27 protein-coding genes are annotated in these 23275 nt (G+C 59.8%); 6 read left to right on the top strand and 21 right to left on the bottom strand.

What is annotated here, in order from left to right:
• Positions 1-111: 111 nt before the first annotated feature.
• Positions 112-966 carry a hypothetical protein gene (locus tag HJC00_RS07780; protein ID WP_221134833.1) on the bottom strand — a complete coding sequence of 285 codons (855 nt, stop codon included), beginning with the start codon at positions 964-966 and terminating at the stop codon, positions 112-114.
• 737 nt (positions 967-1703) lie between these two features.
• Here HJC00_RS07780 and HJC00_RS07775 point away from each other — a divergent pair.
• From HJC00_RS07775 to HJC00_RS07750, 6 genes are all read left to right on the top strand, one after another.
• Positions 1704-1943 (top strand): hypothetical protein, encoded by a 240-nt coding sequence (locus tag HJC00_RS07775; protein ID WP_221152475.1) that lies wholly within the window; start codon positions 1704-1706, stop codon positions 1941-1943.
• A gap of 30 nt (positions 1944-1973) precedes the next feature.
• On the top strand, positions 1974-2303 hold the full coding sequence (locus HJC00_RS07770) for a hypothetical protein (protein WP_221134832.1): 330 nt from the start codon (positions 1974-1976) through the stop codon (positions 2301-2303).
• A gap of 39 nt (positions 2304-2342) precedes the next feature.
• Positions 2343-2633, top strand: coding sequence for a CopG family transcriptional regulator (locus HJC00_RS07765; RefSeq protein WP_221134831.1), 291 nt, complete (start codon positions 2343-2345; stop codon positions 2631-2633).
• An 18-nt stretch (positions 2634-2651) separates the two neighbouring features.
• Positions 2652-2861, top strand: coding sequence for a hypothetical protein (locus HJC00_RS07760; protein WP_221134830.1), 210 nt, complete (start codon positions 2652-2654; stop codon positions 2859-2861).
• Positions 2858-3232: a thermonuclease family protein gene (locus HJC00_RS07755; protein WP_221134829.1), complete on the top strand. Its 375-nt coding sequence runs from the start codon at positions 2858-2860 to the stop codon at positions 3230-3232. Before HJC00_RS07760 ends, HJC00_RS07755 begins: the two co-directional genes overlap by 4 nt.
• A gap of 118 nt (positions 3233-3350) precedes the next feature.
• Positions 3351-3668 (top strand): succinoglycan biosynthesis protein exoi, encoded by a 318-nt coding sequence (locus HJC00_RS07750; protein WP_221134828.1) that lies wholly within the window; start codon positions 3351-3353, stop codon positions 3666-3668.
• Between the two features lie 61 nt (positions 3669-3729).
• On the opposite strand, the gene HJC00_RS07745 is transcribed toward HJC00_RS07750, so the two are convergent.
• The 20 genes from HJC00_RS07745 to HJC00_RS07645 form a co-directional block, all read right to left on the bottom strand.
• Entirely contained in the window at positions 3730-4185 is a 456-nt protein-coding gene (locus tag HJC00_RS07745; protein WP_221134838.1) for a hypothetical protein, read from the bottom strand.
• A 231-nt stretch (positions 4186-4416) separates the two neighbouring features.
• Positions 4417-5172, bottom strand: a complete 756-nt coding sequence (locus HJC00_RS07740) for a hypothetical protein (RefSeq protein WP_221134827.1) — start codon at positions 5170-5172, stop codon at positions 4417-4419.
• A 180-nt stretch (positions 5173-5352) separates the two neighbouring features.
• Complete coding sequence (locus HJC00_RS07735; protein ID WP_221134826.1) at positions 5353-5781, bottom strand: DUF1515 domain-containing protein; 429 nt, start codon at positions 5779-5781, stop codon at positions 5353-5355.
• Positions 5782-5793: 12 nt separating this feature from the next.
• Positions 5794-7386, bottom strand: a complete 1593-nt coding sequence (locus HJC00_RS07730) for a hypothetical protein (protein ID WP_221134837.1) — start codon at positions 7384-7386, stop codon at positions 5794-5796.
• Between the two features lie 399 nt (positions 7387-7785).
• On the bottom strand, positions 7786-8067 hold the full coding sequence (locus HJC00_RS07725; RefSeq protein WP_221134825.1) for a hypothetical protein: 282 nt from the start codon (positions 8065-8067) through the stop codon (positions 7786-7788).
• Positions 8067-8780 (bottom strand): lysozyme, encoded by a 714-nt coding sequence (locus HJC00_RS07720; RefSeq protein WP_221134824.1) that lies wholly within the window; start codon positions 8778-8780, stop codon positions 8067-8069. Before HJC00_RS07720 ends, HJC00_RS07725 begins: the two co-directional genes overlap by 1 nt.
• A gap of 30 nt (positions 8781-8810) precedes the next feature.
• The gene (locus HJC00_RS07715; protein WP_221134823.1) at positions 8811-9326 is read right to left on the bottom strand and encodes a hypothetical protein; all 516 of its coding nucleotides are present in this window, start codon (positions 9324-9326) and stop codon (positions 8811-8813) included.
• A complete protein-coding gene (locus tag HJC00_RS07710) occupies positions 9323-9679 on the bottom strand; it encodes a hypothetical protein (protein ID WP_221134836.1) in 357 nt (118 codons plus the stop codon). The genes HJC00_RS07715 and HJC00_RS07710 overlap by 4 nt, the downstream gene beginning before the upstream one ends.
• Positions 9679-11034 (bottom strand): hypothetical protein, encoded by a 1356-nt coding sequence (locus HJC00_RS07705; RefSeq protein WP_221134822.1) that lies wholly within the window; start codon positions 11032-11034, stop codon positions 9679-9681. The genes HJC00_RS07710 and HJC00_RS07705 overlap by 1 nt, the downstream gene beginning before the upstream one ends.
• A gap of 241 nt (positions 11035-11275) precedes the next feature.
• Complete coding sequence (locus HJC00_RS07700) at positions 11276-13378, bottom strand: hypothetical protein (RefSeq protein WP_221134821.1); 2103 nt, start codon at positions 13376-13378, stop codon at positions 11276-11278.
• A complete protein-coding gene (locus HJC00_RS32370) occupies positions 13379-15358 on the bottom strand; it encodes a hypothetical protein (protein WP_259672203.1) in 1980 nt (659 codons plus the stop codon).
• 137 nt (positions 15359-15495) lie between these two features.
• The gene (locus tag HJC00_RS07685; protein WP_221134820.1) at positions 15496-16497 is read right to left on the bottom strand and encodes a tail fiber domain-containing protein; all 1002 of its coding nucleotides are present in this window, start codon (positions 16495-16497) and stop codon (positions 15496-15498) included.
• Complete coding sequence (locus HJC00_RS07680; RefSeq protein WP_221134819.1) at positions 16481-16879, bottom strand: GNAT family N-acetyltransferase; 399 nt, start codon at positions 16877-16879, stop codon at positions 16481-16483. The genes HJC00_RS07685 and HJC00_RS07680 overlap by 17 nt, the downstream gene beginning before the upstream one ends.
• Positions 16876-18699, bottom strand: coding sequence for a hypothetical protein (locus HJC00_RS07675; protein WP_221134818.1), 1824 nt, complete (start codon positions 18697-18699; stop codon positions 16876-16878). The genes HJC00_RS07680 and HJC00_RS07675 overlap by 4 nt, the downstream gene beginning before the upstream one ends.
• On the bottom strand, positions 18696-19403 hold the full coding sequence (locus tag HJC00_RS07670) for a hypothetical protein (RefSeq protein WP_221134817.1): 708 nt from the start codon (positions 19401-19403) through the stop codon (positions 18696-18698). Before HJC00_RS07670 ends, HJC00_RS07675 begins: the two co-directional genes overlap by 4 nt.
• 15 nt (positions 19404-19418) lie before the next feature.
• Positions 19419-19982, bottom strand: a complete 564-nt coding sequence (locus tag HJC00_RS07665) for a hypothetical protein (protein ID WP_221134816.1) — start codon at positions 19980-19982, stop codon at positions 19419-19421.
• 66 nt (positions 19983-20048) lie between these two features.
• A complete protein-coding gene (locus HJC00_RS07660; RefSeq protein WP_221134815.1) occupies positions 20049-20834 on the bottom strand; it encodes a hypothetical protein in 786 nt (261 codons plus the stop codon).
• 21 nt (positions 20835-20855) lie between these two features.
• A complete protein-coding gene (locus tag HJC00_RS07655) occupies positions 20856-21827 on the bottom strand; it encodes a phage major capsid protein (protein WP_221134814.1) in 972 nt (323 codons plus the stop codon).
• 16 nt (positions 21828-21843) lie between these two features.
• Positions 21844-22926, bottom strand: coding sequence for a hypothetical protein (locus tag HJC00_RS07650; RefSeq protein WP_221134813.1), 1083 nt, complete (start codon positions 22924-22926; stop codon positions 21844-21846).
• A 35-nt stretch (positions 22927-22961) separates the two neighbouring features.
• Positions 22962-23273, bottom strand: coding sequence for a hypothetical protein (locus tag HJC00_RS07645; RefSeq protein ID WP_221134812.1), 312 nt, complete (start codon positions 23271-23273; stop codon positions 22962-22964).
• Positions 23274-23275 lie beyond the last annotated feature (2 nt).

Here is a 23275-nt window from a genome sequence, read left to right as displayed (position 1 = left end):
CGAGCTTAAACGCGCCATTGCCCTTTATCTAACCGCAAAGCTTGCCGCGCCGGCCAATGACGTCGAGGAAAAGGAAGCGCCAGGTAGATTAACGCCTGGCGCCTGAGCTTATCACGCTACGCGCGATAACGGCTGTTTCCGCTTCTTCGCCTTCTGAAACCACGTGATGCCCAATGCCCGCCAGAACGTAATTTTGTGGCTGGCGGAGAAGATCTTCGCCTCCTCCTCTGCAGCGGACAAGAGATCTACCATGGCAACCGTTATGTCGTCGGGTAACACGAAGTCGCAGTATTTTGGCTCTGTCATGAGCATTTCGACCGCCTTGATTTGAGATGCAGTCAAAGGACCGATCTCAGCGTTGGCAAGGATTTCCAGAATCTCCCGGGCGAACATAGGCCCGCGCCTCGCTATAAGAGCTTCGATCTGCTTGACAGCGATCGTTTGGCGCGCACCCGTGCCGGTATAGGCGTTGGGACTTTTCATCACCCTCACATTCGCCCTCGTGCACACGAGCTCGAGTGTCTGCGCGTCTTCGTCCGCAGCCGCAAGCGCGGCCTGATGCAGTTGAAGCGTGGTAACGGCCAAACGATCGGTATTTTGTCCAATGAATGCCTTTGCTTGAGCCGTCGTACTGGCGGCCTCTACGATCATCACGGGGATCTGGGCGATATGGGGGTTTGAAGCGGCGGCGATAGCCGTGTGCTGGCCGTCCAAGACCTTCAAGATGGTCAGGCCTTCGCTTTCGGCATATGCACAGATCGGGGGCTTAAAACTCGTCCAATCAAAACCCTCGATGATACGCCGGATCTGACGCATGCCCTTCTCGCTGATGTTTCGCTGATATGCCGGATCTACATAGAGGTCCGTTGGCTTCACCAGCTCGAAAATAGGCATGCCGGTTGGCGGCGCCTGCGGCTCCAGACCAGAAATACTTACGGGCGCTATCGGGCGAATGTTTTCCTGCATTTTTGTTCCTCGCTTTGTCGCTGGGAGCGTTAGAGAGGAACACTGAGAAGAGAACAGGTTGCTGCGCCACATCGTTTCGCCGGACCTAACATCCACAGTTAGATGTACGACTATGGGCCAAACCGTGGAAAACTTCTTGGCTGCCGGCCAGATGCATCCCAAAGGTGCGTTAACGATATGTTAAAATGCAATTTGACGTGGAGCGGCGTTCTGCCATGTTAGCAGCGGGCAACTGAGGGGTTATCCGTGAAAATAAGTTTGGCAGTCCGGCGCTTTGGCGTCGCGACGATATCACTTGCGTTGGCGGGGTGCACGACGACGCCGGCTGAGTTCAACAAGAAACCGTCTGCGGTTAGCAAGGCGGCGCTCTGCAAGACCGTATTTGAAACGCAAGATCCACAGTTCCAGCTCCAGCTCGTTGCGGAGTTGAACCGACGCGGGATGAGCATCCCGGAATGTCAGCAGATGGTTATACAGCAAAGGCAGGCCGCCGCAGTTGTTGTCGGCCTCGCATTGGTCGGGACGGCTGCCGCGGTTTGCGCGAATGGTAATTGCGGCGGCGGTGGTTACACGCCGTATCGGCGCTACCCTGGCAATTGTTATTCCTATTACGACCGGGCGGCGGACGGTAGCCTTTGCGGGAACCGAAGCGCGATGTCTCGCCCTGGAGGATGGTAGGGCTACAGCCACCCAATACGCTGGTTCAACTCGGGCGATTCTATACTGGAGCCGAATACATGTTTCGAAAGAAGACCGACGCTGACATACTTGCCGAGCTTGAACGTGATCGCATCAAGAGGGGCGGCGCCAGAGATTATGATGATCTGCGAAATCACCTAAGCGATAATGCGTACCTCTACTACATCCATCATCGCCTCGGTTGGGCGAACAAGCATCTTCATGAGATCCGTAACACAGGGTATGTCCTGATTGGTCTTCTAATGGCAATCGCTCTTCGGACCTTTGGTATTCTATGAGTGTTTGTGGATGAAGGTGACGAGGAATAAATGGCTAAGCTGACTTTTAAGGAGGCCGTGAAGCTGGAACTGGAGACGATCAGATCAGTCCAGGGCAGAGTCACCCAAGATGCGGTCGAAGCCACCATGGCCCGCTTTGTCCTGAAGGAGGACCTGTGCGAGCTGAAAAATGATTGGCCAACCAGTTATGGGCTCGATGAGGACACACGAGACAGGTTAATCGCCCACGCGCGACAAGATGCGGCTCTTGCCTACTATTCCTCCAGCAATGCGAAGAAGGAAGTTAAGCGCCTTCGATTTCTCGTCTGGGCGCTGGGCCTCGTTAATTTGGGATTCCTAATTTATCTAACAACGCGATAGTACAATTCACAAGGGGTAAAGAACCACGGCCTTGACACCATGACCAAGCCCGACCTAGCCACCATCCTCGAAGACGCCGCCGATCGGATCGCGGATGTCTCCCGGGCTGATCTGCAGATCATGCTTCGCCGCGCCGCGCTGCTGTTGCGAAACTCCGGATCGATCGCGTTCGACGACGACATTGAAGAATCTCTCCGGGATCTGTCCGGCGAGCTAGGCAAGATGCGCAATGATACCGTCAGGTTCATCGTCCGGGAGTGGATGGAGAAGAACACCTATCTGCCGGTGCATGAGCTGGACGAAGATGGCGACGTAGACGGCACCGCATGACGCGTCAGGGAGGCAACAATGACGATCCGCATAGACCTTATCGATAAGGCCAACCTTCTGCGGGACCAACTCCGCCTGCTAGAGATGGCGGCGCATGCGGTGGATGACCGCGACCAAAGAAGCGCGCTTATAGGCGGCTGTGAGCAGGCCAGGGAATTTATGGAAGAATTGCTCGAGATAATGCGAAGCATGCCAAAGAGCGAGCCAGTCGTGGCAACGAGCGAATGATCGCTGGATTGATTCTCTGCGCCTCCCTGACGGCCGTTGATGGCGACACCGTGAAATGCGATGGGCAAAACATGCGACTGCTGGGGGAAGATATCCCGTTCGTCTCGGGAATCGACACGCCGGAGATCGGGAGTCATGCCAAGTGCATGAAGGAACGGAAGTTGGCGCTGATCGCCAAAGGCAGGCTGAAAGAGCTTCTGAGCGAAAAGGGATTGCGGATCGCATGGAGCGGCGCGGTGGACCGTACGCCATCGCACCGACCACTCGTTAACATCTACCGAACGAATGGGGAAGAGATCGGGAAGAAGCTGCTTCGCGAAGGATTCGCGCGGACCTGGAGCCCGAAGCAACGGAATGACTGGTGTGATTAGCTAGCGAGCCCTGCAATAGTGCTCGCGGAACCCAAGTATCACGATACGCCTTTTGGATAGATATTCGTCGTGATCCAGCACGGTTACCTTCTTCGCGCGAAATGACGGGGATGGGGGCATGCGTCAGGGTTATCGCGATCCGCATAGGAGATCGGTGTTGTTCAGGGCGCCAGGTTTGGTGATCGGCGCGGTCGCATTTGGTGCGGCCGGCGGCTGGACCGCGAGCGACATGCTGGCCTCATGGAGCGCTTCTGGCGGCTCCGGCCTAGCATGCAGGATCAAGGGCAACATCTCCATTGACACGGGCGAGCGCATCTTCCACGTGCCGGGGCAGAAATACTACGCACAGACGAAGATCAGTCCCCAGTATGGCGAACGGTGGTTCTGCTCGGAATTCGAAGCATGGGCTGCCGGCTGGCGGAAATCGAAATCCTAGCGAGCGGAGACAAAGAGGCCGCTTACATAGCGGCCCCCATTTTGCAAGCGCTTGGCTCCGTTCAGCCCGCGCTTTTAATACTTGTGTTGCAGAGGCTCCAATAGCCGCCACCCTTCTGGATCCATTTCAGATCGCCGAGCGTGCCCGCATCCTTGGCAGCGTGATAGGCATCAACGCAGGTGTGCAAACGACCCTTGGCAGGCGTTTCGCTCGAGTATTTCTTGTCGACTGCCTTCGGGAACTTCACGCTTTTTGGGGCAGCAGTCGTAGGCTTTTCCGGCTCTTTCTCGGTTGTTTTTGCGACGTCCGCCTCGTCTTCTTTGTCGGCGGCGGCAGCGTCCGCGCCACAGAATTTCGCGCGGAAATCGTTCCATTTCATGTCTTTGGCAGAGCCGTCGGCTTTGGCCGCCTGATATTTTGTACTGCATTCCTTCATCGTCAGAGCATGTGCCGGCGACGACATTATGAAAGCAGCCACAAGAGAGCCGGCGGCGGAGAGAAGAAGTTTGTGAGAGATGCGATATGACTTGGTCGATGCAACGAGAACCATGACACGCTCCTTGGTACGTGGGCCATATACTGCAAACGGTTACACTCGCCGAATGAACCTCCGATGAACATTTTTTTGGCTGAAACGTGCTTGCGTGTCGTCTTCAGCGGCGCCGAGGACCGGAGTCCCCTGCAACTGGTGAACATTTACCGCTAACGGCGAGGAAACGGGAAGATCACATGCAGAGAGCGTCGGTGGCTAGTGGCCATAGATAAAAAACTTAATCTGCTCAGGCTTTCCGGCGATATAGGTTGTCGTCTCAAAGTTGATCGCCGCTTTAGCTATCGAGCCTTCCCATTTCTGGCACGGCGGGGCGGTCACAACGACTGTGTCGCCGGGACGGAGATCGACATTGGGGAAAGTGCTTTTGTTCCCCGCCTCATCAATAAATTCCGGAGGGCCTTTCCACCCAGCGACATATCTCGCCAGGTCGTTTCGAGAGAGACACTCGGCTGTTGCCGTGTATGTCGGTGGATGTCGACCTGGCACAGGCTGCGCCTGGGCCGCGCCAGGATCTTGTTCAGGACCTTTAACGGTTTGGGCATTGGCTATATTTGTACCAACATCAATCGCTACAACCACTGGATCACCAGTGGCCATCCATACCAGAACTCCCTCTCCAGCAATTGAATTTATTTGCTGATCAGACAAATTCGGAAGTACTGTGTGTGCGACTGATATGCAAAGTGGGCAACCAGAGTTGATGACTGCAGATCCTATACTTTCTCTTATCTTTTTTTCATCGCCGGTGGCGAGAGCCTGAGCCACCTTAATTCCCACTACAACTGGGGTCGATTGTATGATCTGCGGTATCACACATTTGTCGTAGGGCATGCAAATACCGAAGCTATCTTTATACTCGCATCGACCGCATGCTTTTGCCATTTTGATTTCGGGGAAGAACATCGTGGCAGTTAGCGACAAAATTGCCAATGCAAATGCAAATAATCGCATGTTACCCTCCCATGTTGCCAAAGCGATACGCACTAGCCGGCCATAACTCCGCCCTGATCCGGTTAGTAAACTTTAAATTGACTCAGAAGGCTGTCGGCCGCAAGCGTTAGGGTTGTCCTTAATTTGGCGTAATCCTTATGGTGGCATCTGGTCATGCGCATAATCGTCAGATCCCATCAATCAATTGATCTTCAGCCAATGCCGCAGCCATGCGACAACGCCGTCGCTCATCCACGTGATCGTAGCACCGGCGGTCAGCCCAGCCATGGCTATGACGCCCGAGACGCCGTAACCGATCGTCTTTATGCGCTTCCAATCCTCTAAGGCCGGCTGGGTGGCCGCATGGTTGTGCTCCACGGTGGCCTTGAGAGTTTTGATCTCCTCTCGGATCTGAGCGTCCACCGCTCCGCTTATAGCTACCGTGGTTTCGAAGTGAGCTATCTGTTTTGCCTGCTCATCGAGTCGCCGATGGATCACTGATCGACTTTCATGGGCGTTCTCTTTCTCATCACTCACATCTTCCCGAAGGAGCGCCATATTCTCCTCTATCCCGGTAAGTCTTCCCTCCACACGCCCGAGAGCACGCAGGATGTCGTCGTTGGATGTCATCCATTCGGGCGCCTATGGGTAGAATTTCAGCTTCTCGGATTGCGGGATCCGGCTCACGGTCCTGAGGACATGATAGAGCGCGGGGTGGATGAAGTCCGCCGCTGTGTAGGCGTGCCCCATCAACAACGCATTATCCTGCACGTTGGTAGCGAGGACTTCGGCGACCCTGAAATCAGCCGTGCCGTCGCCATAGTCGGTCTTTTTCTCGACCAGCGTCCGGCTTGTAAATAATCCGGGCTGATATTCAAACATGACGCGCGCGCCCTGCGGTATGCTTGAGGGAACACGCATGGTGTCCCAGGTGGTGACGCCGTCCTGGTTGCCTGGGTGCCCCGTTATGTTGCCCAAAGGGAACGTCTCAGCGGCGGGCGGTTTAGTCGGATCAACGTCCGACATAAACGCCGGGAACACGTCTATGGTCTTGTTGTAAGCCGCGCTCGCCAGCACAAGCGCATTTGCCGCTGCCAACACCGTGCTCCACTGTGCTGTCACGGTATACGCCGCGACGGTTCTCCCGGAGTCACCCGAGCCAACGGTAGGCCACATGGTCACGCCGACGATATGCGTTCCGGCGCCATATCGTCCGCGCACGCGCGTTCCGGGAAGAGCTGTCTTGGCGGCCGCCCAGGTCGACGCTACGGTGGCGTTAGTGTCGTTTCGACCTGACCAATCAAGGACAAATGTCCATATCGGTTTGCCACCGTTGAACGTTGTGGCGATAGCGTCGATCATGTCCCAACGCTTGAGCGCATTGGTTGCCAGCTCTTGCGCAGACTTCGAGCCAGGCACGCCCATTACCAGCGGCATAATGCTACCCTGCGCTGGGTCGCGTTGATCTAGCCAGCGCCGGCCGATACCCAAATTACGCCGAGCGTCCGCAGACGCGGCAATCTCCTGCCGCTCGATCAAACTGTCGGCCAGGACCAGAGGAACCGGCCGGCCGTCCCATCCCTTGGCGAGAACCATGCAGGGGCCGTAGGCCATCTGTTGAGAGTTGGTGGCATTGCCGACTGTGTTGTAAAGCGCGTCACTATCGAGCGCCGCCGTAGAAGGCCCATTGGCCGTCGCCAGGGCGCGAATAGACGTCAGGTCGGCCGCGCCCCAATATTTCTCTCCCCGGTGGCGCTGGCAGCGATAGGCGGCGGCAAAGGTATTCCCGACCGTGCCGTGATAGACGGTGCGAACGCCGAAGATCGACCAGGCGGGCAGAGCCGAGGGCAGCGTGACTTGACCGTAAACAATGCCGGTCGCCGCGGTGACGGTCGCGGCAGCAACACCGCTGAACAAGATCGGGTATTCCGTGCCATCTGGATGGATGAAGAACACTTCATCAATCAGCATATCGGCGTTGGGCGACTGCGTTTCTTGCGGCGCGTTCCCACCTTCGGTCAGCGCAAAGCCGACAAATGGGATAAGAAAATCGTTCGTTGGATAGTCCGGCGAACCAAAGAACAGCTTTGAGCACTGGTAGTTGAGCCCCGTCTGATAGGTCCAAGGCGTCGTTGTGCTGCCAGTGGGCCAGCGTGTCCCGGTCGCCGCCGGCATGTAGCGATTAGGATCAGCGACCCATGTCGGATGTCCGGCTCCACTTGGAAGCGTGTTCATGCTCGACCAGTTGGCAGCACCAGCTGATGCGGCATATGCGGCCATAGCGCCGTTCAGCTCGGCGTAGCTTGTCCCCAGCGCATAGTTGATCCACGCGAGAAGGCGCCCATTGAAGCCGCCGACATTCGGGATTCCCACCATATCAAAGAGCGCCGACCAGTCGCCTTCGTAGCTGAGTGATGTGCCGGTGGAACTGCGAACTGCAGCCTGCCGGTCGCCCTGTGCGCTCGTCATAGTGTCTTGCCTCGATTTTCTGGTTTGGGATTGCCGCGCTACTTCCGGCAGGCCGCGTCTTGGCGGCATTGCTGATTGTTGGAAGCGATGGAGGGCCCGGCGGTCGGATCTTGCGAGGCCAGGAAAGCCGCTTTGGGATCGGAGAAGCGGGTAAACTGGTAGCCGCTACCGTTGACCGCATTCGTCTGCTGGCAGCCCGCTATCGCGCATGAACACGCGGCAACGCTCGAAAGCAGGAAGATTCCTGAAATTCGCATTGTTCTTCTCCAGGGTGTTGATGCGGTCGAGCGCTTCCTTGGCCGCTTTGACCTGTTGGGCCTGCCGCTCCTCGCGAGCGCCTATCCATTTGGCCGGGTAGAAAGCAGCCACTGCACCGAGAACGAGCCCGAGCGCTAGGACGACCGGGAGCTTAAAGCTGTCCGGTATGAGCTTGGTGAAGAAGTCCATTAGTTCTTCACCCGATCCCAGGCATATAGGCCGATACCAGCGATGCAGGCAAGAACAAGGACGCCGGCAAGAGCATAAGCCAGTGGGCCATCATGCGGGATGAACTGCAGCGCTCCGGTGGATGAAACTGCGGTGATCGTGCTGACGACCTTGCCGTTGATGAGAGGGGCGCGCTGCGGGAGGGCTGGCGTGCCGCTGGACTGGATATAGCCGCCCTTGGCCCAGAGTCCCGCCTCCGCCGCTCTGCGGTTCACCAGGCCGTTGCTGACAACCTTCTTGCCGTCGATCGTCGTCTTGTTCCACTTCGCCAGCTCACCAGGCACGGCGGCGTAGTTGCCGGCGTTCAGTTTCTTCAGCAGCGTCGACGACTTGAAGGCGCCGATACCGGCGTTGAAGGCGAACATGACGAGGGCGCCGAATTGATTATCGGTCAGATCGACCTTCACCAACGTCGCAACAGCGCGCTCGCACGGATCGAGGTCACTGCGGAGCCACGCGAGCGCCTGGGCTTCGGTGATGTCAGGTGCACCGGGATAGACGTCCGGGCCGGTATGGCCGTAGCCCTGGGTCGCCGTACCGCGAATCTTCATTCCCGGCCGCAGCCGCGTCTTCTTCAGGCCCGGCTTCGGATCGGCGTCGTCATAAACGAACGGAATGAAGAACTCCCACTGCTTGAGCGCAGCTTCGGTCGTGGCGTTGACTTGTCGCGCCATTGGGCATGCTCCAAATTGTGAGGGTGATCGTTAGGACCGGCGCTTAGGGCCGATCTGGAATGCGTAATGATGGTTCCGGCCGTCGTAGGACTTGTTTACCCAGCCGAGCCAGATTTTGAGATAGAAGCCACCGATGAGCGGCTGATCACGCTTGAAACAGAAGAACCGCGCGCCCTTGGCCGTCTCCATGACGTACCACTGATTTTTAGGGGTTTCGGTGATCTGCTGCTCGATAATGATGGTTCCGGCGGCAGGCATACCCAAGAGACGCGATTGCCACCCGTGGGCGGGATTGCGGCAGATCCAGCATGTCCGCTGCCACCAGAGGCGCCAGCCGGCGAGATCGGCGCGATAGCCTTTGACGCCCTGCCCTATCCCGCCATCGAGATCAGCGTCGACTGTCGAGAACCATTGCAGGATGCCGGGGAGACGCGGGCCGATCAGGAGCGACAGAGCCGCGAGAACGGGTGACAGCAGATAGGAGAGCAGCACGAACGCGAGGTTTTCCGGCCAATAGGCGATGTAGCGGACGATCGACGCGCTCATAGCTTGGCGGCCGCGGTGAAGAATTCATCGATCTGCTGCTGCGTGAAGCCCATTGCAGCGAATCCCGCCAACATCATTGGACTTTCCTTGACGAAGTCGCGGCTGTACTCAAAGGAATCCTGCGTCTCGCCGTCCTGCTGCGCTACCCATGCCTTGACCGCGTCGAGCAATCGGGAGCGACGAAGCTGCAATCGGAATTGCCGAGCGGAGACCGAGGAAACCTTAGTTGCGGCATTCAGAAACGCGGTGAGGGCGGGATCGTCATCGACGAAGAACTCTTCTGCCGTGCCCTCCTGCAGCTGCTCAAACACTCCATTGATGGCGCCGTCGCTCGATCGTGAAACGTATGGCATTATGCAGTCCTCCCGCATGGGAAATAGAAACCGTCCGTCCAGACCCACAAACTGCCGGACGCGCCAGACACGTATCGCACTTGCCTGCTCGTGTTCGTCCAGACATCGCCTCCCCCGACCGCAAAGCCGCTTGCCACTTGGATCGTGCCCACACTTCCGCCTGAGTCATTGCCGCCGGCGATCAGTGTTCCCTTTGCCGGGTCGTGGACGAGAGCGGAGTTGGTCGTCGCGCTGGAGGAGAACATGAGACGTAGCCTCGCCTCGGCCTTCACTCCATTTGGAACCGTGATCGCCAGGAGCGCCGACACCGTTGAGATGGGAATGTTGGTTGCTTCTCTTATGGGCGTGATAAATTGATAGAAGTCACGCGGGTACATGATGAACTGCCGGATATTCGAGCTTGCATCCGTCAGCACGACGCCGATCTGTTTCACGATGGTGTAGCCGGTGAGCAGAGTCGTCGTCACGCCGCCGATCGTCGCCGAGGTTGAGAAAACCACGTCGAAAGACAGGTCGGAATCCTTGCGCAGCGCATAGGCGAAATACGTGGCGCTGGCTGCTAATGCTCCGGTGTCCAGAGAGCCATTGCCAGTTCCGACTGCCCATGTCCCGTTGATGCGCTTGGTGAAGCTGCTGCCATTGGAGACGAAGGACGATCCTGACCGGACCGAACCGGCCGCAAAATCAATATGCGTGTTAGGGTTGGACGCGTTGTTCGAGAGCAGAAGCCCATCGATGAAGCTGCCTACCGCGGAGCTGTCGGCTTTGGCCACAAGCCTCGTCAGAACCTTGTTGGTGAAGAAAGCGGACCCGCTGCAGATGATGAAGGCGGAATATCCGTTCGGGACAACCAGCGTTGCAGCCCCGTCGATCGTCTCCGAGCCGTTCGGGTCAATCGTCACGTCGCCGCCATCGGCAATTGCCACATAGTGCCAGTTGGCGCCCAGCGTTGCGGCGGCTGTCAGGGTAAGCGTAGCGGCGGCTGTGAAGCGATGTACAGCATTATCGTCGGACGCGAGCGCAGTGTAGTCGCCTGACTTCGCCGCGTAGACCATGCCCTTGTCGAAGGTAACATCGACGCCGTTTTGTGTGAACCCGAGGAGACCTCCACCCTTGAGGTAGATGCCGGTCTGTGGGTTCGATGCGAAGCCGACACCCGGCGCCGAAACAGTGCCGCTTGCCGCCTTGATGGGCGCAACCATCGGCGCCGAGCCGTCACGTGGCAGCGAGTTGGTGATCTCGTTGCCGAGGTCGGACGTCAACTGGTTCCACGGCGCCGGGTCGATAATCTGACCGACTGACGGCGTCGTGCCGGCGGGTTTTGAATAAACGCCGGTGGATGGATTTCTGGGCATTCACCATCTCCAAAAGAAACGGCCCCGCGAATTGCGAGGCCTCGACGGTTGTAGTATTGGTTGCGCCATGCTGAGAGTTCTGCAAATCACCTGCATCGCCCTTACCACCGCGATCCTCTACGGGATCAACTGGGCGGTCGACGGCATTGGTAACTTCCTTGGAGGTTCGTTCGATGCGGGATTTGTGATGGGCATATGTTTTGCTGCCCTGCTCTATCTCGCTATTTGCTGGATTGACCCCTCATCGCGTCCTCGCGGTTCCGGCGTTCAGAAGCAGGGCTTTGACAACAGGATCGACTAACGCGGGCGTCGTTCCCATCCCCTGAGCTCTCACCAGCCCTTCGACCAGCTTTTCACGCTGCTCGCCGATAAGCGCCCGTGCCAAACTCTCGCGGGTGACGTTCCCGGTGTTGCTCGACATCAGCGCCTTCACGATGTCGTCGGCCTTGTCGATAGCGGCCGATCGCGCGGCACCAAGGAAGCCGCCTGCCTTGAATGCTTCCTTCACACCGAAACTTCCGGCTCCCCCGCCCAACTCATTTTGAGCTGCAATTCGCGCCGCAGTCTCGCTGTTGCGCGTGACGGTGTTGGCCGTGTCGGCATAGATGCGCTCGTTCTCGAGCACCTTAAACAGCCGATCGGCTTTCTCCGGTCCGAAGAGGGTGGAGAGACGCGCGCGGTTCCAATCCCCCTCCCCTTTGATTAATCTGTTCATGGCGGCGATATCGTTGGAGTTCGTGCCGACGATGCGGTCGATCTCTGCCCGGGCACCTTGCGATAGACGCAGCGGGACCGCAGACGGTCCAATCTGCATCCCCTGCGGCTGAACGCCCTGCTCGACCTCTGCGGCCAATTCGGAGGGGCGCGGCGCTGTGCGTCCACTGTCGAGAACCTGCTGACCGCGTGTCAGAGCTTCGTCCTGGCGGGCGAGTTCCGAAAAGCCTGCGTCGAGCTCCTTGATGCGAGGAACGGCACGGGTAAGGCCGTCGTCGAGCATCTGGCGGGCTTCCATCAGCGTGGCGATGGCCTTCGGATCAATTTCCGTCTTCAGAAGCCCATCGATTGCCTGACGCGTCTGAAACATGACGCCCGGATCTGAGGAAAGGAAGTTCGAGTTCGCAACGTTCAGCATATCGCGAACCTGCCGCAACCGGGCCTGAGCTGGGCCGCGGAGGCGGCCGATATCAGCTTCCATCGCGTCGGCTATCGGACTCATGTCGTAAGGGCGGCCCCCCCTGAAGACTTCGCGATAGAGAGGGCTGAACGAATTCTGATTGCCTTCGATCCCGGCCCGGACCTCCGAGGGAACAACGTTTGGTCCCATCGTCTCATCAATGGTTTGACCAATGCGAGCATTTGCGCCGGCCTGGCGATCGGTAAGCGCGTTCCGGATTGTCGCCTGCGCCTCCCCGGGCGTTGCCGCAAGCGCACCGGCCTGCTTCTGAAGGTTGGGGCCCAGGTCCGCCGGAATAGCCTCCGGACCCATTTCCGTCAGCCTGCGCGGTAGCGTCGAGGCGTCAAGACCGTCATCGGTGACCGCGCGCCGGAAATAGCCAAACGCCTGCGGGTCCATGCCGGCGACTTTGGCGGCCGTGCGCGCGCGGAGTGCGTCAACCAGCGACCTGGCTCCAGCTCCGATGACCTTTCCGACCATGGGGCCGCCTAATCCGAACAGGCCGCCCAATTTTGCCCCATGCCACATTTCGTCGATGTCACCACCGCTTCGGACGCCTGCGTCAGCGGCTCCAATGGCTCCGCCAGTGAACCCAGAGATTCCCGAACGAAGGGCCAAGCTGCCGCCGCCCGCGCCGAAAGCGACAGGGGCGGCCATGATTGCCGGGATAGTCCCCGCCACGGCTCCAGTTATCTGAGCTCCCTTATCGACATACGGGTTCGCTTCTTTTTCGGCTCTGTTCGCCTCACGGACGCGATCCAATACCTGATCATAGGTCTCGTCCGAAAATGCCGCGAGTGTCGCGGCTGCGGCCCGCTCGGTACCGCCGCGGATCAACGGCCCAACTATTGGAATACCTTCGATGAGACCGCCGACACCTGTCCTGGCGACTGAAAGAGCATCATCGGCCGGCAGCCCATACCGATCAACCGCTGGCTTCTTCTGAGCTCGCTCGGCCTCGCGCTTGGCTGCTAAATCAGCATAGATGCGCGCTCGTAGCTCTTCGCCGGTCTGAGGAGCGGCAGAAGTAGCTGGCCCAGGATCTGCCACAACGAACCCCGGCGGTGGCGGGGGCACGTTAGAACCCGCGCCACCATCAATGACAAAGCCAGGAGGCAACGGTGGAACGCTGCCCTGCATGATAAGGTCTTTGAGCGTTTTATCGGCCATTTATTTCACCGGAACCCATTGCTTGCCGTCGAACTCGATAACCTCGCCTGTCTGCGGGTTTGTGGCGCGGGGTCGAGGCATTCCTTGCTGCTGTGATGGCGGCTCCTGAACTGGGGCTTGAGCCGGTGGCTGCACGGGTGGCGCCGCTCCTGTTGCCGGCGGGGGCTGGACCAGGTCCGGCACTGCCGCAATATCCCCCAGAGTTGGCAGGATATCCGCCTCGTTCATACCGCGCCGGCCGATGATGCCACGATATTGCGAGATGTCGTTATCGAGCGCTCCGCGGTAGGCCATCATGCGACTGCGCGCTTCGCCGAGGATCGCCTTCCTTGTGTCGGGCTCAAGCCGGGAACCGCCGGTGACGCTGTCATATGCACCTTTAAGCCAGTCGGGCCACGACGAGGTGTTTTGCACCATCGTCATTTCGCCTTCGCGCACGACCGAGTTCGGGTCCATGATCTTGCCGAGGCCGTAGATCAGGTTCAGGTCGGATGCCTTCGAGTCCGTCTTGGCGGTGTCGATCATCGACGAGTAGGAAGGAAGCGCCTGCTGATAGCTCTTATAGGTCGGGAGGTTCTGGATCTCCTTACGGAGGCTCGACACGTCTTCCGGCTTATAGCCGGTGCCTTGGTAGACGACGCGATCCTGGCCAGGGCTAAAGAGCGTTTCACCCGGTTGCACAACCACTGGCTTATTTCTCTCGAAATCGGACTTCTGCCGCTCGAGATCAATGTTCGCTTGTTCTGCTGCTGTAAGCGTGCCGCGATTTTGCTGCTCCTGGCGGAATTTCTCGCGCTCGAAATCGAGCTTCGCCTGATCGGCCTGCGACATCTCCGATCGATAAACCGGCGTGAGGGTGCCGCTGCGAGGATCGGAGCGCAGCACAGTACCATCAGGCAGTACCTGAAAGCCGTATTCCGTCGGTTTCGTCAAAGCCTGCAGCGACTGCGCCGCTAGCGCCTTCACCTGCGGCGATGCGTTCGGGTTCATGATCGCCTGCACCAAAGCTTGTGCGCGCGGGTTCGCCATCGGGTTCGGCTGCTGCTGCGGGGCGTTGTCCAGCGCCTGGGCAAGGCGGACCGGCGCGGGCTGCTGCGATTGCGGAACGCCAGCGACGGGAGGAGTTGGTCCGACATCTCGGCTTGGCAGAGGCGGCAACGCTGCTTGAGGACCGGCCTGCGGCGGGATGACCTGGGCGGGATCGGAGGCGCGCATCTGGCCGGCTGCTCCAGGCATGGGAATGCCAATTGAGGGATCCAGACTTGCCACTTCGCCTGCAGCCGCGGGCGCCGGGTTGACCGGCGCCGGCTGCATCGATGATCTGGTTTGCCCAGCCGCAGGAGGTGCGGCGCTTGCTGCCTGCTGCGGCGGCATAGCGCCTATACCCATCATACCGGTGATGCCCTCTGCCTTCGCTCCCATCCACGGGCCCCAGCCGTGTTTGCGCGCCCAATCGAGCGCGAAGTCCACCTGGTGCTTCCACGTCGAAGGGTCGCGGGCATGGAGACCGGTTGCCTTTGTGAACTCGTCGCCGAGGCCTGCGTTCGGCATCGATTTCGACATACCGGCATAGTGAAGCTGGAAGGGACCAAATGAAGAGCCCTCGTCCCCGCCCCGATCAGGCTGCGAAGGATCAAAGACGTTCAAGCCCTCATGACCGGCGACCCGAAGAGAATAGTTCGGATCAATGCCCCTGGCGATCGATGCTTGGCGAATGTATTCCGCCACTTCAGGGTTGCCGCCAGCCTTGAAGGGTGCCGCGGGGATGTTACCCGCCGCGTCCACTTTCGGCATCGTCGAGCCGGAAGCGCCCGGGTTGGTTGGCTTATCACCACCAAACAGCGACGACAGGAAGCCCTTGGGCTGCTCAGGAGGCGTGTAAGGCTGACCGGTGATGGCTGCGATCACCTGGGCATCTGCCGCCTGCTGCTGGTTCGCCTGGTTGCGGACGGCGAGGCCGCCCATGAGCGCCTGCGCCATGCGTGCTGCGCCTTCCCATGGCGACTGGATCGGGCTCGTATCCGTGCCCTGCTGCAGCATGGCCGCAGCGAGGCGCTTGCGTGCGTCCGTGACGTCTGCCTGCGTCTGGCCCGTATCGCCGCCGAAGATGAAGCCCATCACAGAACCCCCGCGTAATTGACCATCTTGAACCTGCCAGGACCAACGGCGACGGCGCCGGGAGCGACTGCTTCGACCTCATCGGCCATGAAGCCGACTTGCCGACCGCCGCCCCATACATATTCGTATTCGTAAACCGGCAGTCCGGACGCTGTTTGGCCGATCTGATGAATGTTGCGCTTCAGCCGGCGATCGGACATCGCCCAGCCGCCGAGCAGCGCCGAGCCGAGACCGAACAAACCGCCCATGGCAGCATTCGAGCGGGCGGCTTGCTGATTATAGGCACCCATCTGCTGGTTATAGTTTTCGTTGATAAGGCCGGCTTGGTCGACGGTCGGAAGCTGTGTCGTCGGCGTATTGACGTAATTCGGCTGATTGACCTGCGAGCCGGACATCAGTGCCGAAATCTCGTTCAGCGGCTGGTTGCGCTCGGTCAGGATCGAATTCTGCGCATTGGAATACATGTCGCCGAGATACTGATCGGACGCCGCCTGCTTGCGCGTGGAGAAATCGCGCATCGCATTATCATAGGCGGCCGATCCCATCGTCACGCCCTTATCGGCAAGGCTCTGTTCCAAGCTCGCCTGATCGCGATCCCACTGATTGTTGAAGCCGGATTGCCAGTGGTCGTTGACGTATTTGTCGACGTTCCCAGAGCTGAGATCGACGTTCGTGTCGAGGATGCCGGAGATTTTTCCAGTCTGCGAATTCGCCAGCTTCGCCAACCCGAGCTGAGTCTGCTGCGTCTGGTCATAGATTGCTTGGTTTTGCGGCGAATAGGTCTGATAGGCCGAATAGGTCGGCAGCTGATACGTCTTCCCGTTCTGGTCGGTCATCGTCGTATGGCCGGTGACCTTGTACTCCAGCGAGCCGTCGGGCGTGTACTGGTTGGTGTGGCTGAGACCAGCGTTCGCAATCGCGGTGTCGACGTTCGTCGCAGTCTGCGCCGCCGCGGTCTGCGTGGGATCGGGCGCTTTCGGCGCCTTAGGCGTTGAGACCATAGGGGAAGTCCTCTTTCAAGATTCCATAGAGCAGCGCGTCGCAGTCGCCGAAATAGCCACGCTGGCGGCCTTCCAGACGCGCGCCGAGCCTGTCGAGCGCCTTCTGAGCAGCAAGGTTGTCTCCGCGCGTCCTGAACGTCGCACGGCGGCATCCAAGCTGCGCGACGACATAACGGAAGGCCGCCCGCATCAGCGTGACGGACAGCCGGTCAGCGGCGAGCGAAACCTCGACGTCATGCTCGGTCCAGACGTTGAAGACATAGCCGGCGACGATCCTTCCGCGATCGACATGCGCCAATGCCGTGTAGGGCGGCTCGAACGAAACCCCGATCTTGGCCCCGACCCAGGCCGCGATATCTGCCCGCGGCTCAGAGACGATCAAAGCGGCGCGCCCTTCTCGTAAAGCACTTCACCGCCGACAACGGCCGCCTCGGAGATCGAAGCCGACGAGCCGGAGATCAGAGCGCGCACGGTCGGCGCAAGTGCCGCACCGAACGCGCCGGCAGACGCGAATTTCCGCGCAAGGATCGTGCCGGGGAACTTGGACACACCCCAGACCGCGGTTCCCCATCTTGCCGCAGCACTGTTCTCGACGGACGAGAGAAGCGCGGTCGGGATCTTCGTCTGATAGTCGACCGAAATCCCGGCATACATCAGCGTCGAAACTCCGATCTGCGCCGTCACGCCGATCAGCTTGGAAAACTTGGTTGCCAATCCATCCCCGAAGCGGTTCCATGCTCCGACCATGAGGGCGTCGATCGCCGTGCCGTTGTCGCTGGCGCCGGCCTCGGCTTCATAGATCGTGCCATCGCTCGAACCGAAGAACAGTCGGTCCTGCCACGTCGCCCAACATGACGATGAGATACCGACGAAGCGGCACCAAGCGCCCGTCTCGGTGTTCATGACGTACTGATAAGGCCCAAAGGACGAAGGCAAGTTGACGATTGCCATCTGACGCTTCGGGAAACTCGACAGTTGCCATTCATCCGACGACGTGCCGATCGCGCCCACGGTCTCGCGCCACGTAGGCCCGATCTTCGCGGTGATGGCCCCGAGGCTGGTTGCGCCGCGGTCGAGTTGGACGGCCTTGGTAATCGGCACGATCCCATCCGTGGTCATTATCGCCAAATCGGCGCCAACGGGCATCATGCACCTGTCCGTGCCAAGCGGACGGCCAAGTTTGAACGTACCGAGCAGCCCCCAATTCGTCGTGCTGGACGGATCGGAGCCTTGATAGACGATCACCTCGCCTTCGGAAGACATCAGCACCAGGCATTGCTGCAGGCCTGTCGATACGGGAATGGTCCAGACGTTGATTGCGACCAGGGTGCCGCCGTATTTCATATTGCCGCCGACCGGCAGCACTGTAGCGGCGCCGCTGACGGCGTCGGTGGCGAGATACCAGACATTCGTCGAGTTCTTCTCGATGAACCACAGTCGCGAGCGGTAGGCCGTCACTGCGATCAGCAGTGACGGGTCAGATATACCGGTGATCATTGTCGATGAAACATACGGCGTGGCGACGGAGCCGGTTTCAAGCTGGGCATTCGTCACGGTGCCCGCCACGGTGAGGGTCAGGGTACCGGCGGCCGGTGTGAATGTGAGTGTCACTCTGTTGCCGACGCCGGTCCCGTTCAGGACACCGGCATAAGCACCCGAGAGTGTGATCGAACCAGTGCCGAAGAAGCTCAGGGTGTACGGCACGTTCTTGACCGCGACGTTCTGCGTTACCGGCGCTGCGCTCCCGACGATGTAATTGTTCGTCCAGGACGTGCCGTTGAAGAGCAGCGGCGTGTCCAAGCCGTTGACGAGCCGCAGATATTCCTGCCCTGCGGGGTTCGTGTACAGCTGCGCCGACCAATGCGCACTCGACTGACCAGACACCACGGCAGCGCCGACAGCGCCGCCAGCCGTCACGTCGAAGATTTTATCACCCGCCGCAGCGAAGAGCCGATTGCTCACCCCCGAATACGGAATGACGGTTTTGACGTCGGCGCCGAGGCCTGTGGCAAAGGCGAGATATCCATAGCGGGCGCGAACCCGGTTCGCCTCCGGAAAGAAGTTATCGAGCAGGAAAGCGGCATCCTTGGGCATGTCTGCCATCTCGACGTCGGTACGCCAGCCGCCGATCGGTGCAATCCAATCCTTGCTGGGAGAGACGCGGGTTTTGCCGGCGCTGGCTGGAACGGGCTGCCTTGTCATGGGTTCGGCACCGTGATGATGCCAGGCCAATAGTTGTCCGGAACCTGGCCTCTATTCGGCAACGAGATATCCATCGGCGCAGCTGCGCGGTCAGAGCCGATCGCCGACTCCTTCGCTCGCTCGAAATTTGCCATCTCCTCCCCGTAGTCGAGGCCCTTCGCGCGCTTCCATCGCCAAATGGTCGAGAGCTCGATCAGTTCTTCAGGAAACCGCGCCGTATCGGTGTCGTTGGCCCAGGTGTCAGCGTAGGTCGTCCCGCCGTTGACGGCGACCCATGAACTCGACACGTATTCGTATTGGATGGTTTCGCCGACATCGTTGGGATAGATCGCCAGTTTGCCGCCCAGCATGCGCCAGATCTGCGGCACCGGGTTCGAATTGATGATGGTGTTTCGCTCCCAAGTCTGCGGCTCGACCGGACCATTCAGCTGCCAAAGCCGCGATGTGTTCCAGACCTTCGAATTTTCGGCGAACCGATCCCAGTCTGCAGGCGGTTCCGAAGGTTCCGGAATGGCGCCGGTGGCAGTGAAGTTCCTGATCACGACAAGCGCCGACCAGTCATGTCCCCGCACAAGGTCGCGGCCGGCACGCTGCGACAGGATACGCAGCTGTGCGACCTGAGGGTCGGCGGAGGACATGACAGCCGTCGGCGGATCAATGCTGATTTCCGCGCAGACGTTCTGGATGATGGTCAAGAGCGACATGCGCGGATCTCCGATTTAAGCGGCTGCATTGCGACGGCCAGAGCCGCCCTGCTCTTTCGCCATGGCATCGAAACGCTTGCCCATTTCATCGATCTGCGCCTGAAGGCGCTGCACGTCGTCCTTGAGCCGTTCATTCTCCGCGGCGAACGCAGATGCAGCGCCGGCGTCCTTGGCCGTGGCGAGAAACGCCTGAGCAGCGGCAACGAGTTCATTTGCACCCATGCCGATCTTCTGCTTGGCGGTGTCGGAAAGTGCCGCAAGCTGCTCGACGCTGTAGACGTTGATGCCCTCAAGCTCCTTGACCTGGCTGACCTTGAGGTAAGGCCACTGAGCAAGCGGCGTGCCGACGAGTTGTTCGCGCGCAGCAGCGCCTTCCTTGAAGCGTCTATAGGATTCCGAGAAACGTTCCTTGTCGTGATCGGTCGCGACGCGGTGGACCTCGGTGTGCTTGTCGCCGGCGATGAAAATGGTGACGAACTCAGTGTCCTTGAAAATCGGGCGTCCTTCCTGTTCGGTGAGGAAAGGCTGCTCGACGGGCTCAATGCTGAAAGAGGCGTAGACGCCCTTATTATCGGTCATGGTGATTGCTCGCTGTTGATGGCGGGGAAAGGAAACGGGCGCCGAAGCGCCCGCCGTTTGTCAGAGTTAGTTCACCTTCGAAAGGAAGGGGCGCATCAGCGTTGCTTCGAGGACGCCCGTTGCAGTGACCGTGATGGCGGTGCCATTGGCCGTCGCGTTGGCGGACATGGTGATGCTCTGGACCACGCCCGAAGGCGTGTAGGTGATGCTGCTGATGGTCGTGCCACCCGGAATGCCGGTACCGGAGATGGCAGCACCGATGAATGGGCCGCCTTCCGGGCTGACGCTTCCCAGAGCCGACAGAACCGGCGAACCGTTGATGGTCGTGGCTGTGAAGGTCTGGTTGGCCGCCTGGAAGCTGACGTTGGCAATTGCCTTCGTCGTGGCGGTGGCGGATGCCGGGGCATTGGCGAGACCGGCGGTCGCGGTGGTTTCAGCGACGACGAGAGCCGCCGTTGCCGTCGACACCATTGCCGGAGCCTGCCCGTTGCGCTGCAGCCAGATGTAATAGGTGCCGGCAGCAAGGCTGATCGCCTGTGCAGGACCGCCCGATTGTGTCGGGGACTGGCTTGCCCCGGCGAATACACCGCAGCGATAGCCGACGACGGCCGCGGCCGTGGTCAGAAGCGTTGCGGTATAGTCGCGGTCCCACTGGAACCACTGACCAGGCTGAAGCGTGGTGGTCGATGCAAGGACGAGCTTGCAGTAGACCCATTCCGCTTCCTTCGCGCCCAGGGCGGTGGCGCCGAGGGAGAAATTCGGACCCGGAATTCCGGAGCCGGCGACGATCGGGCCTTCGACGACGAACGGGTTCGCGCCAAGACGATCGGTCTGGGAAGTTGCGATCGACATGTTTGCTTCTCCTCGTGACGATCAGGCGAACAGGACGCCCTGCAGGAAGGCGTTGTTCATGGTGAGGTTGCCCGCGAAGCCCATGAGCTGCACGAAGGCATCCTGGTTGGTGTTCATGCGCTGGTCGCCGATCGGAGCCATGTCGCGGTCGCGGTGCGGGCGATAGAACAGATATTTGGTGTTCAGGAAGAACATCTGGTTCAGCGGTGCGCCACCGCCGAAACCACCGTCGAAAACCACGTCGGCGCCCATGTACTGCAGGGTCTGGAACCCAGCCATGCCCTTGTCGGCCGAGGTGATCCGCTGGATCGCCTGGAGCGATTCCCAGTAGAGGCGGAAGTAGTTGTTGTCGCCGATGATCAGATCCGGAGCATCCGGACCGCGAACGCAGCTCATGTAAAGCCGGTTCATGTAGGACTGGATGTTCGTTGTGGATGCTGCGGCGCCGCCGTCCGCCGACGCCGAAAACTTCGCGTTCCGCCAGAATCCCCAGGTCGCACGATTAATGCCGCCGACGGTGCCGGAGGTCGGAGAGGTCGAAATCAGCAACTGAAGGCCGCCGATCTGTTTTCCGCCGTCCGCCGTGCCATCGGAATAGCAATCGAGCGCGATATTGTTCTTCAGGGTGATCTCCGCGTTCTCGATGCGCTGTTCGAGCAGATCGAGGACCGCGTCTTCACCGGAATTCTGGAGCTGCTCCAGACCGGACATCGACACGGCAACCGCTGCCTGCTTGTAGTCGTATTCGGCAGCGGTGATGACGTCGGAGGGCTGCACGTTCAGGATTTCGTAGCCGGAATAGCGCTTGAATGTGCTGTTTTCCTGATACTGCAGTTCCTGAACGATGGTGCGGCCGCCGGAAACGGGCTTCTTGCGGCCGCGGCTGTTGAGACGGGTGAGAAGACCGTTGTTCTTCGTCACGTCGTCGGCAACGACACCGCTGCGATTGCGCAGGGTTGTCGTCACGATTTCAGAGAGATTCGGTGAAACCATTGATCATGTCCTTGGATCAAACCTGACCGCGCGCAGCATGAAGAGCGCTGCGGAGCGAATCACGGATGGAGGTTGGTTGAGCGGCCGCCGCTCCCTGGGTTGGTCCAGGCGCGGACGAGCCGGAGATGGATCGCGAGGCGCGACGGGCTTGATCTGCCGCTGCTGCCCTCTGGGTATTCTGGGCTTGAATTTGGTTCGCCGGCGCAGCCTGGCTGATCAGCTGCTGACGAATATCGGGGCGCATCCAGCATGCGGCGTCGTAAGCGTCCTTGAGTGACGATGCACGCCCTGCGCTGATGAGGGCGACCATGTCGTCAAGCACGGCTTCGGCGTGCACATTTGCCGGATCGGAAAGGAACGCTTCGACTTGAGTTTGCGTGTCCCTTTTCCGGAGTACCTGTTCGACCGTTGCCTCGACATTGACGGGCTGAGGCGTCGGCTGTTGCTGGGCCTGCTGCGGCCGGCGCTGCAGGACCTGATCCTGCTGTCCGGCGACGAGGGCTTGAAGATTTACGCCGGCCATCCTGGCGACGTTGATCACTGTGTTGACGGGATCGCGGATCAGCGCGTTTTCCCAGTCGATAGCCTTCCGCATGACATCGGCATGTGTTGTGCCGGCCTGGCGTACGATCGGGGTGAATTCCTCGAGGCCCTTGTAATCCTGAAGCACGCGGAAGCCGCGATCGACCTCCTCTTCGCGCTTGCTGACTGCCGCCTGCACTTCGGGCGGCAGGCTCGCGAACTGCGCCTTTGCCTCCTGTGACCAGCCAGGCGGGACACGGTGCGCCGAAGCGGACGGCTGCTGCTCCTGTGCTGCGGCTGGCGTCTGCTGAGCAGCAGGAGCAGCGTTTGTGTCGGCTGCGGGCGTCTGCGCTGCCTTCGGAGCGGCCGCGAACTGCTGTGGCGCTTGGCCTGTCTTGTCCTGATCCTTCGGAGCAAAACGGCCGTGCTCGTCACGCTGGCGATCGGTGGCGCCGGCCGTCGCGGTTTCCGTGCTGTCGATCGCGGCCTTCAGGCTATCGCGAATGCTGAGCGGCTTATCGGTAGTCGTGCCGAGGTCTTCGCTGCCGTTGCCGGCATCGTTGATCATGTCTTCCATATCAGAGGGTTCCTATTTCGGGGATTGATGCCCGTTCAGGCGTTGTATTCGGCGTAAACCCGCCGCAGTTCGTTGCGGATCGCTTTCCGATCCGTCATGGGCTTCTCGATCGGCTGAGGCTTCTCATTGCCAATCTCGACCACGCCCGCGGCCCGATAAGCGGAACGCAGCTTTGCTTTCGAGGTGTAGTGCTTTCCGTCATGCATCGACTGGATTTCGATGCTGTCGCTGACGAAATGCGGCGCCGGCAGATCCGACTGCGCCAAATTCTTCACCGGCATGCAGTTATGCGGCCACGCATCGAGTTGGTGCCAGCCGGCGCAAACGCGGCAATAGCGTTCTCTCATCG

This window comes from Rhizobium sp. NLR22b, assembly GCF_019685295.1.
Lineage (GTDB): Bacteria > Pseudomonadota > Alphaproteobacteria > Rhizobiales > Rhizobiaceae > Rhizobium.
Note: the sequence above shows the minus strand (reverse complement) of the source record. Positions and strands in the feature narration are given on the sequence as shown.

Excerpts from the sequence above, each read along its gene's own strand:
- HJC00_RS07755 (WP_221134829.1), top strand. The coding sequence starts at position 2,858 with ATGATCGCTGGATTGATTCTCTGCGCCTCCCTGACGGCCGTTGATGGC.
- HJC00_RS07765 (WP_221134831.1), top strand. The coding sequence starts at position 2,343 with ATGACCAAGCCCGACCTAGCCACCATCCTCGAAGACGCCGCCGATCGG.
- HJC00_RS07740 (WP_221134827.1), bottom strand. The coding sequence starts at position 5,172 with ATGCGATTATTTGCATTTGCATTGGCAATTTTGTCGCTAACTGCCACG.
- HJC00_RS07770 (WP_221134832.1), top strand. The coding sequence starts at position 1,974 with ATGGCTAAGCTGACTTTTAAGGAGGCCGTGAAGCTGGAACTGGAGACG.
- HJC00_RS07780 (WP_221134833.1), bottom strand. The coding sequence starts at position 966 with ATGCAGGAAAACATTCGCCCGATAGCGCCCGTAAGTATTTCTGGTCTG.
- HJC00_RS07650 (WP_221134813.1), bottom strand. The coding sequence starts at position 22,926 with ATGGAAGACATGATCAACGATGCCGGCAACGGCAGCGAAGACCTCGGC.
- HJC00_RS07655 (WP_221134814.1), bottom strand. The coding sequence starts at position 21,827 with ATGGTTTCACCGAATCTCTCTGAAATCGTGACGACAACCCTGCGCAAT.
- HJC00_RS07775 (WP_221152475.1), top strand. The coding sequence starts at position 1,704 with ATGTTTCGAAAGAAGACCGACGCTGACATACTTGCCGAGCTTGAACGT.
- HJC00_RS07705 (WP_221134822.1), bottom strand. The coding sequence starts at position 11,034 with ATGCCCAGAAATCCATCCACCGGCGTTTATTCAAAACCCGCCGGCACG.
- HJC00_RS07660 (WP_221134815.1), bottom strand. The coding sequence starts at position 20,834 with ATGTCGATCGCAACTTCCCAGACCGATCGTCTTGGCGCGAACCCGTTC.
- HJC00_RS07665 (WP_221134816.1), bottom strand. The coding sequence starts at position 19,982 with ATGACCGATAATAAGGGCGTCTACGCCTCTTTCAGCATTGAGCCCGTC.
- HJC00_RS07725 (WP_221134825.1), bottom strand. The coding sequence starts at position 8,067 with ATGGACTTCTTCACCAAGCTCATACCGGACAGCTTTAAGCTCCCGGTC.
- HJC00_RS07760 (WP_221134830.1), top strand. The coding sequence starts at position 2,652 with ATGACGATCCGCATAGACCTTATCGATAAGGCCAACCTTCTGCGGGAC.
- HJC00_RS07700 (WP_221134821.1), bottom strand. The coding sequence starts at position 13,378 with ATGGCCGATAAAACGCTCAAAGACCTTATCATGCAGGGCAGCGTTCCA.
- HJC00_RS07675 (WP_221134818.1), bottom strand. The coding sequence starts at position 18,699 with ATGACAAGGCAGCCCGTTCCAGCCAGCGCCGGCAAAACCCGCGTCTCT.
- HJC00_RS07730 (WP_221134837.1), bottom strand. The coding sequence starts at position 7,386 with ATGAACACGCTTCCAAGTGGAGCCGGACATCCGACATGGGTCGCTGAT.
- HJC00_RS32370 (WP_259672203.1), bottom strand. The coding sequence starts at position 15,358 with ATGGCGCAGGCGCTCATGGGCGGCCTCGCCGTCCGCAACCAGGCGAAC.
- HJC00_RS07670 (WP_221134817.1), bottom strand. The coding sequence starts at position 19,403 with ATGTCGCTCTTGACCATCATCCAGAACGTCTGCGCGGAAATCAGCATT.
- HJC00_RS07720 (WP_221134824.1), bottom strand. The coding sequence starts at position 8,780 with ATGGCGCGACAAGTCAACGCCACGACCGAAGCTGCGCTCAAGCAGTGG.
- HJC00_RS07750 (WP_221134828.1), top strand. The coding sequence starts at position 3,351 with ATGCGTCAGGGTTATCGCGATCCGCATAGGAGATCGGTGTTGTTCAGG.
- HJC00_RS07645 (WP_221134812.1), bottom strand. The coding sequence starts at position 23,273 with ATGAGAGAACGCTATTGCCGCGTTTGCGCCGGCTGGCACCAACTCGAT.
- HJC00_RS07715 (WP_221134823.1), bottom strand. The coding sequence starts at position 9,326 with ATGAGCGCGTCGATCGTCCGCTACATCGCCTATTGGCCGGAAAACCTC.
- HJC00_RS07735 (WP_221134826.1), bottom strand. The coding sequence starts at position 5,781 with ATGACATCCAACGACGACATCCTGCGTGCTCTCGGGCGTGTGGAGGGA.
- HJC00_RS07685 (WP_221134820.1), bottom strand. The coding sequence starts at position 16,497 with ATGGTCTCAACGCCTAAGGCGCCGAAAGCGCCCGATCCCACGCAGACC.
- HJC00_RS07710 (WP_221134836.1), bottom strand. The coding sequence starts at position 9,679 with ATGCCATACGTTTCACGATCGAGCGACGGCGCCATCAATGGAGTGTTT.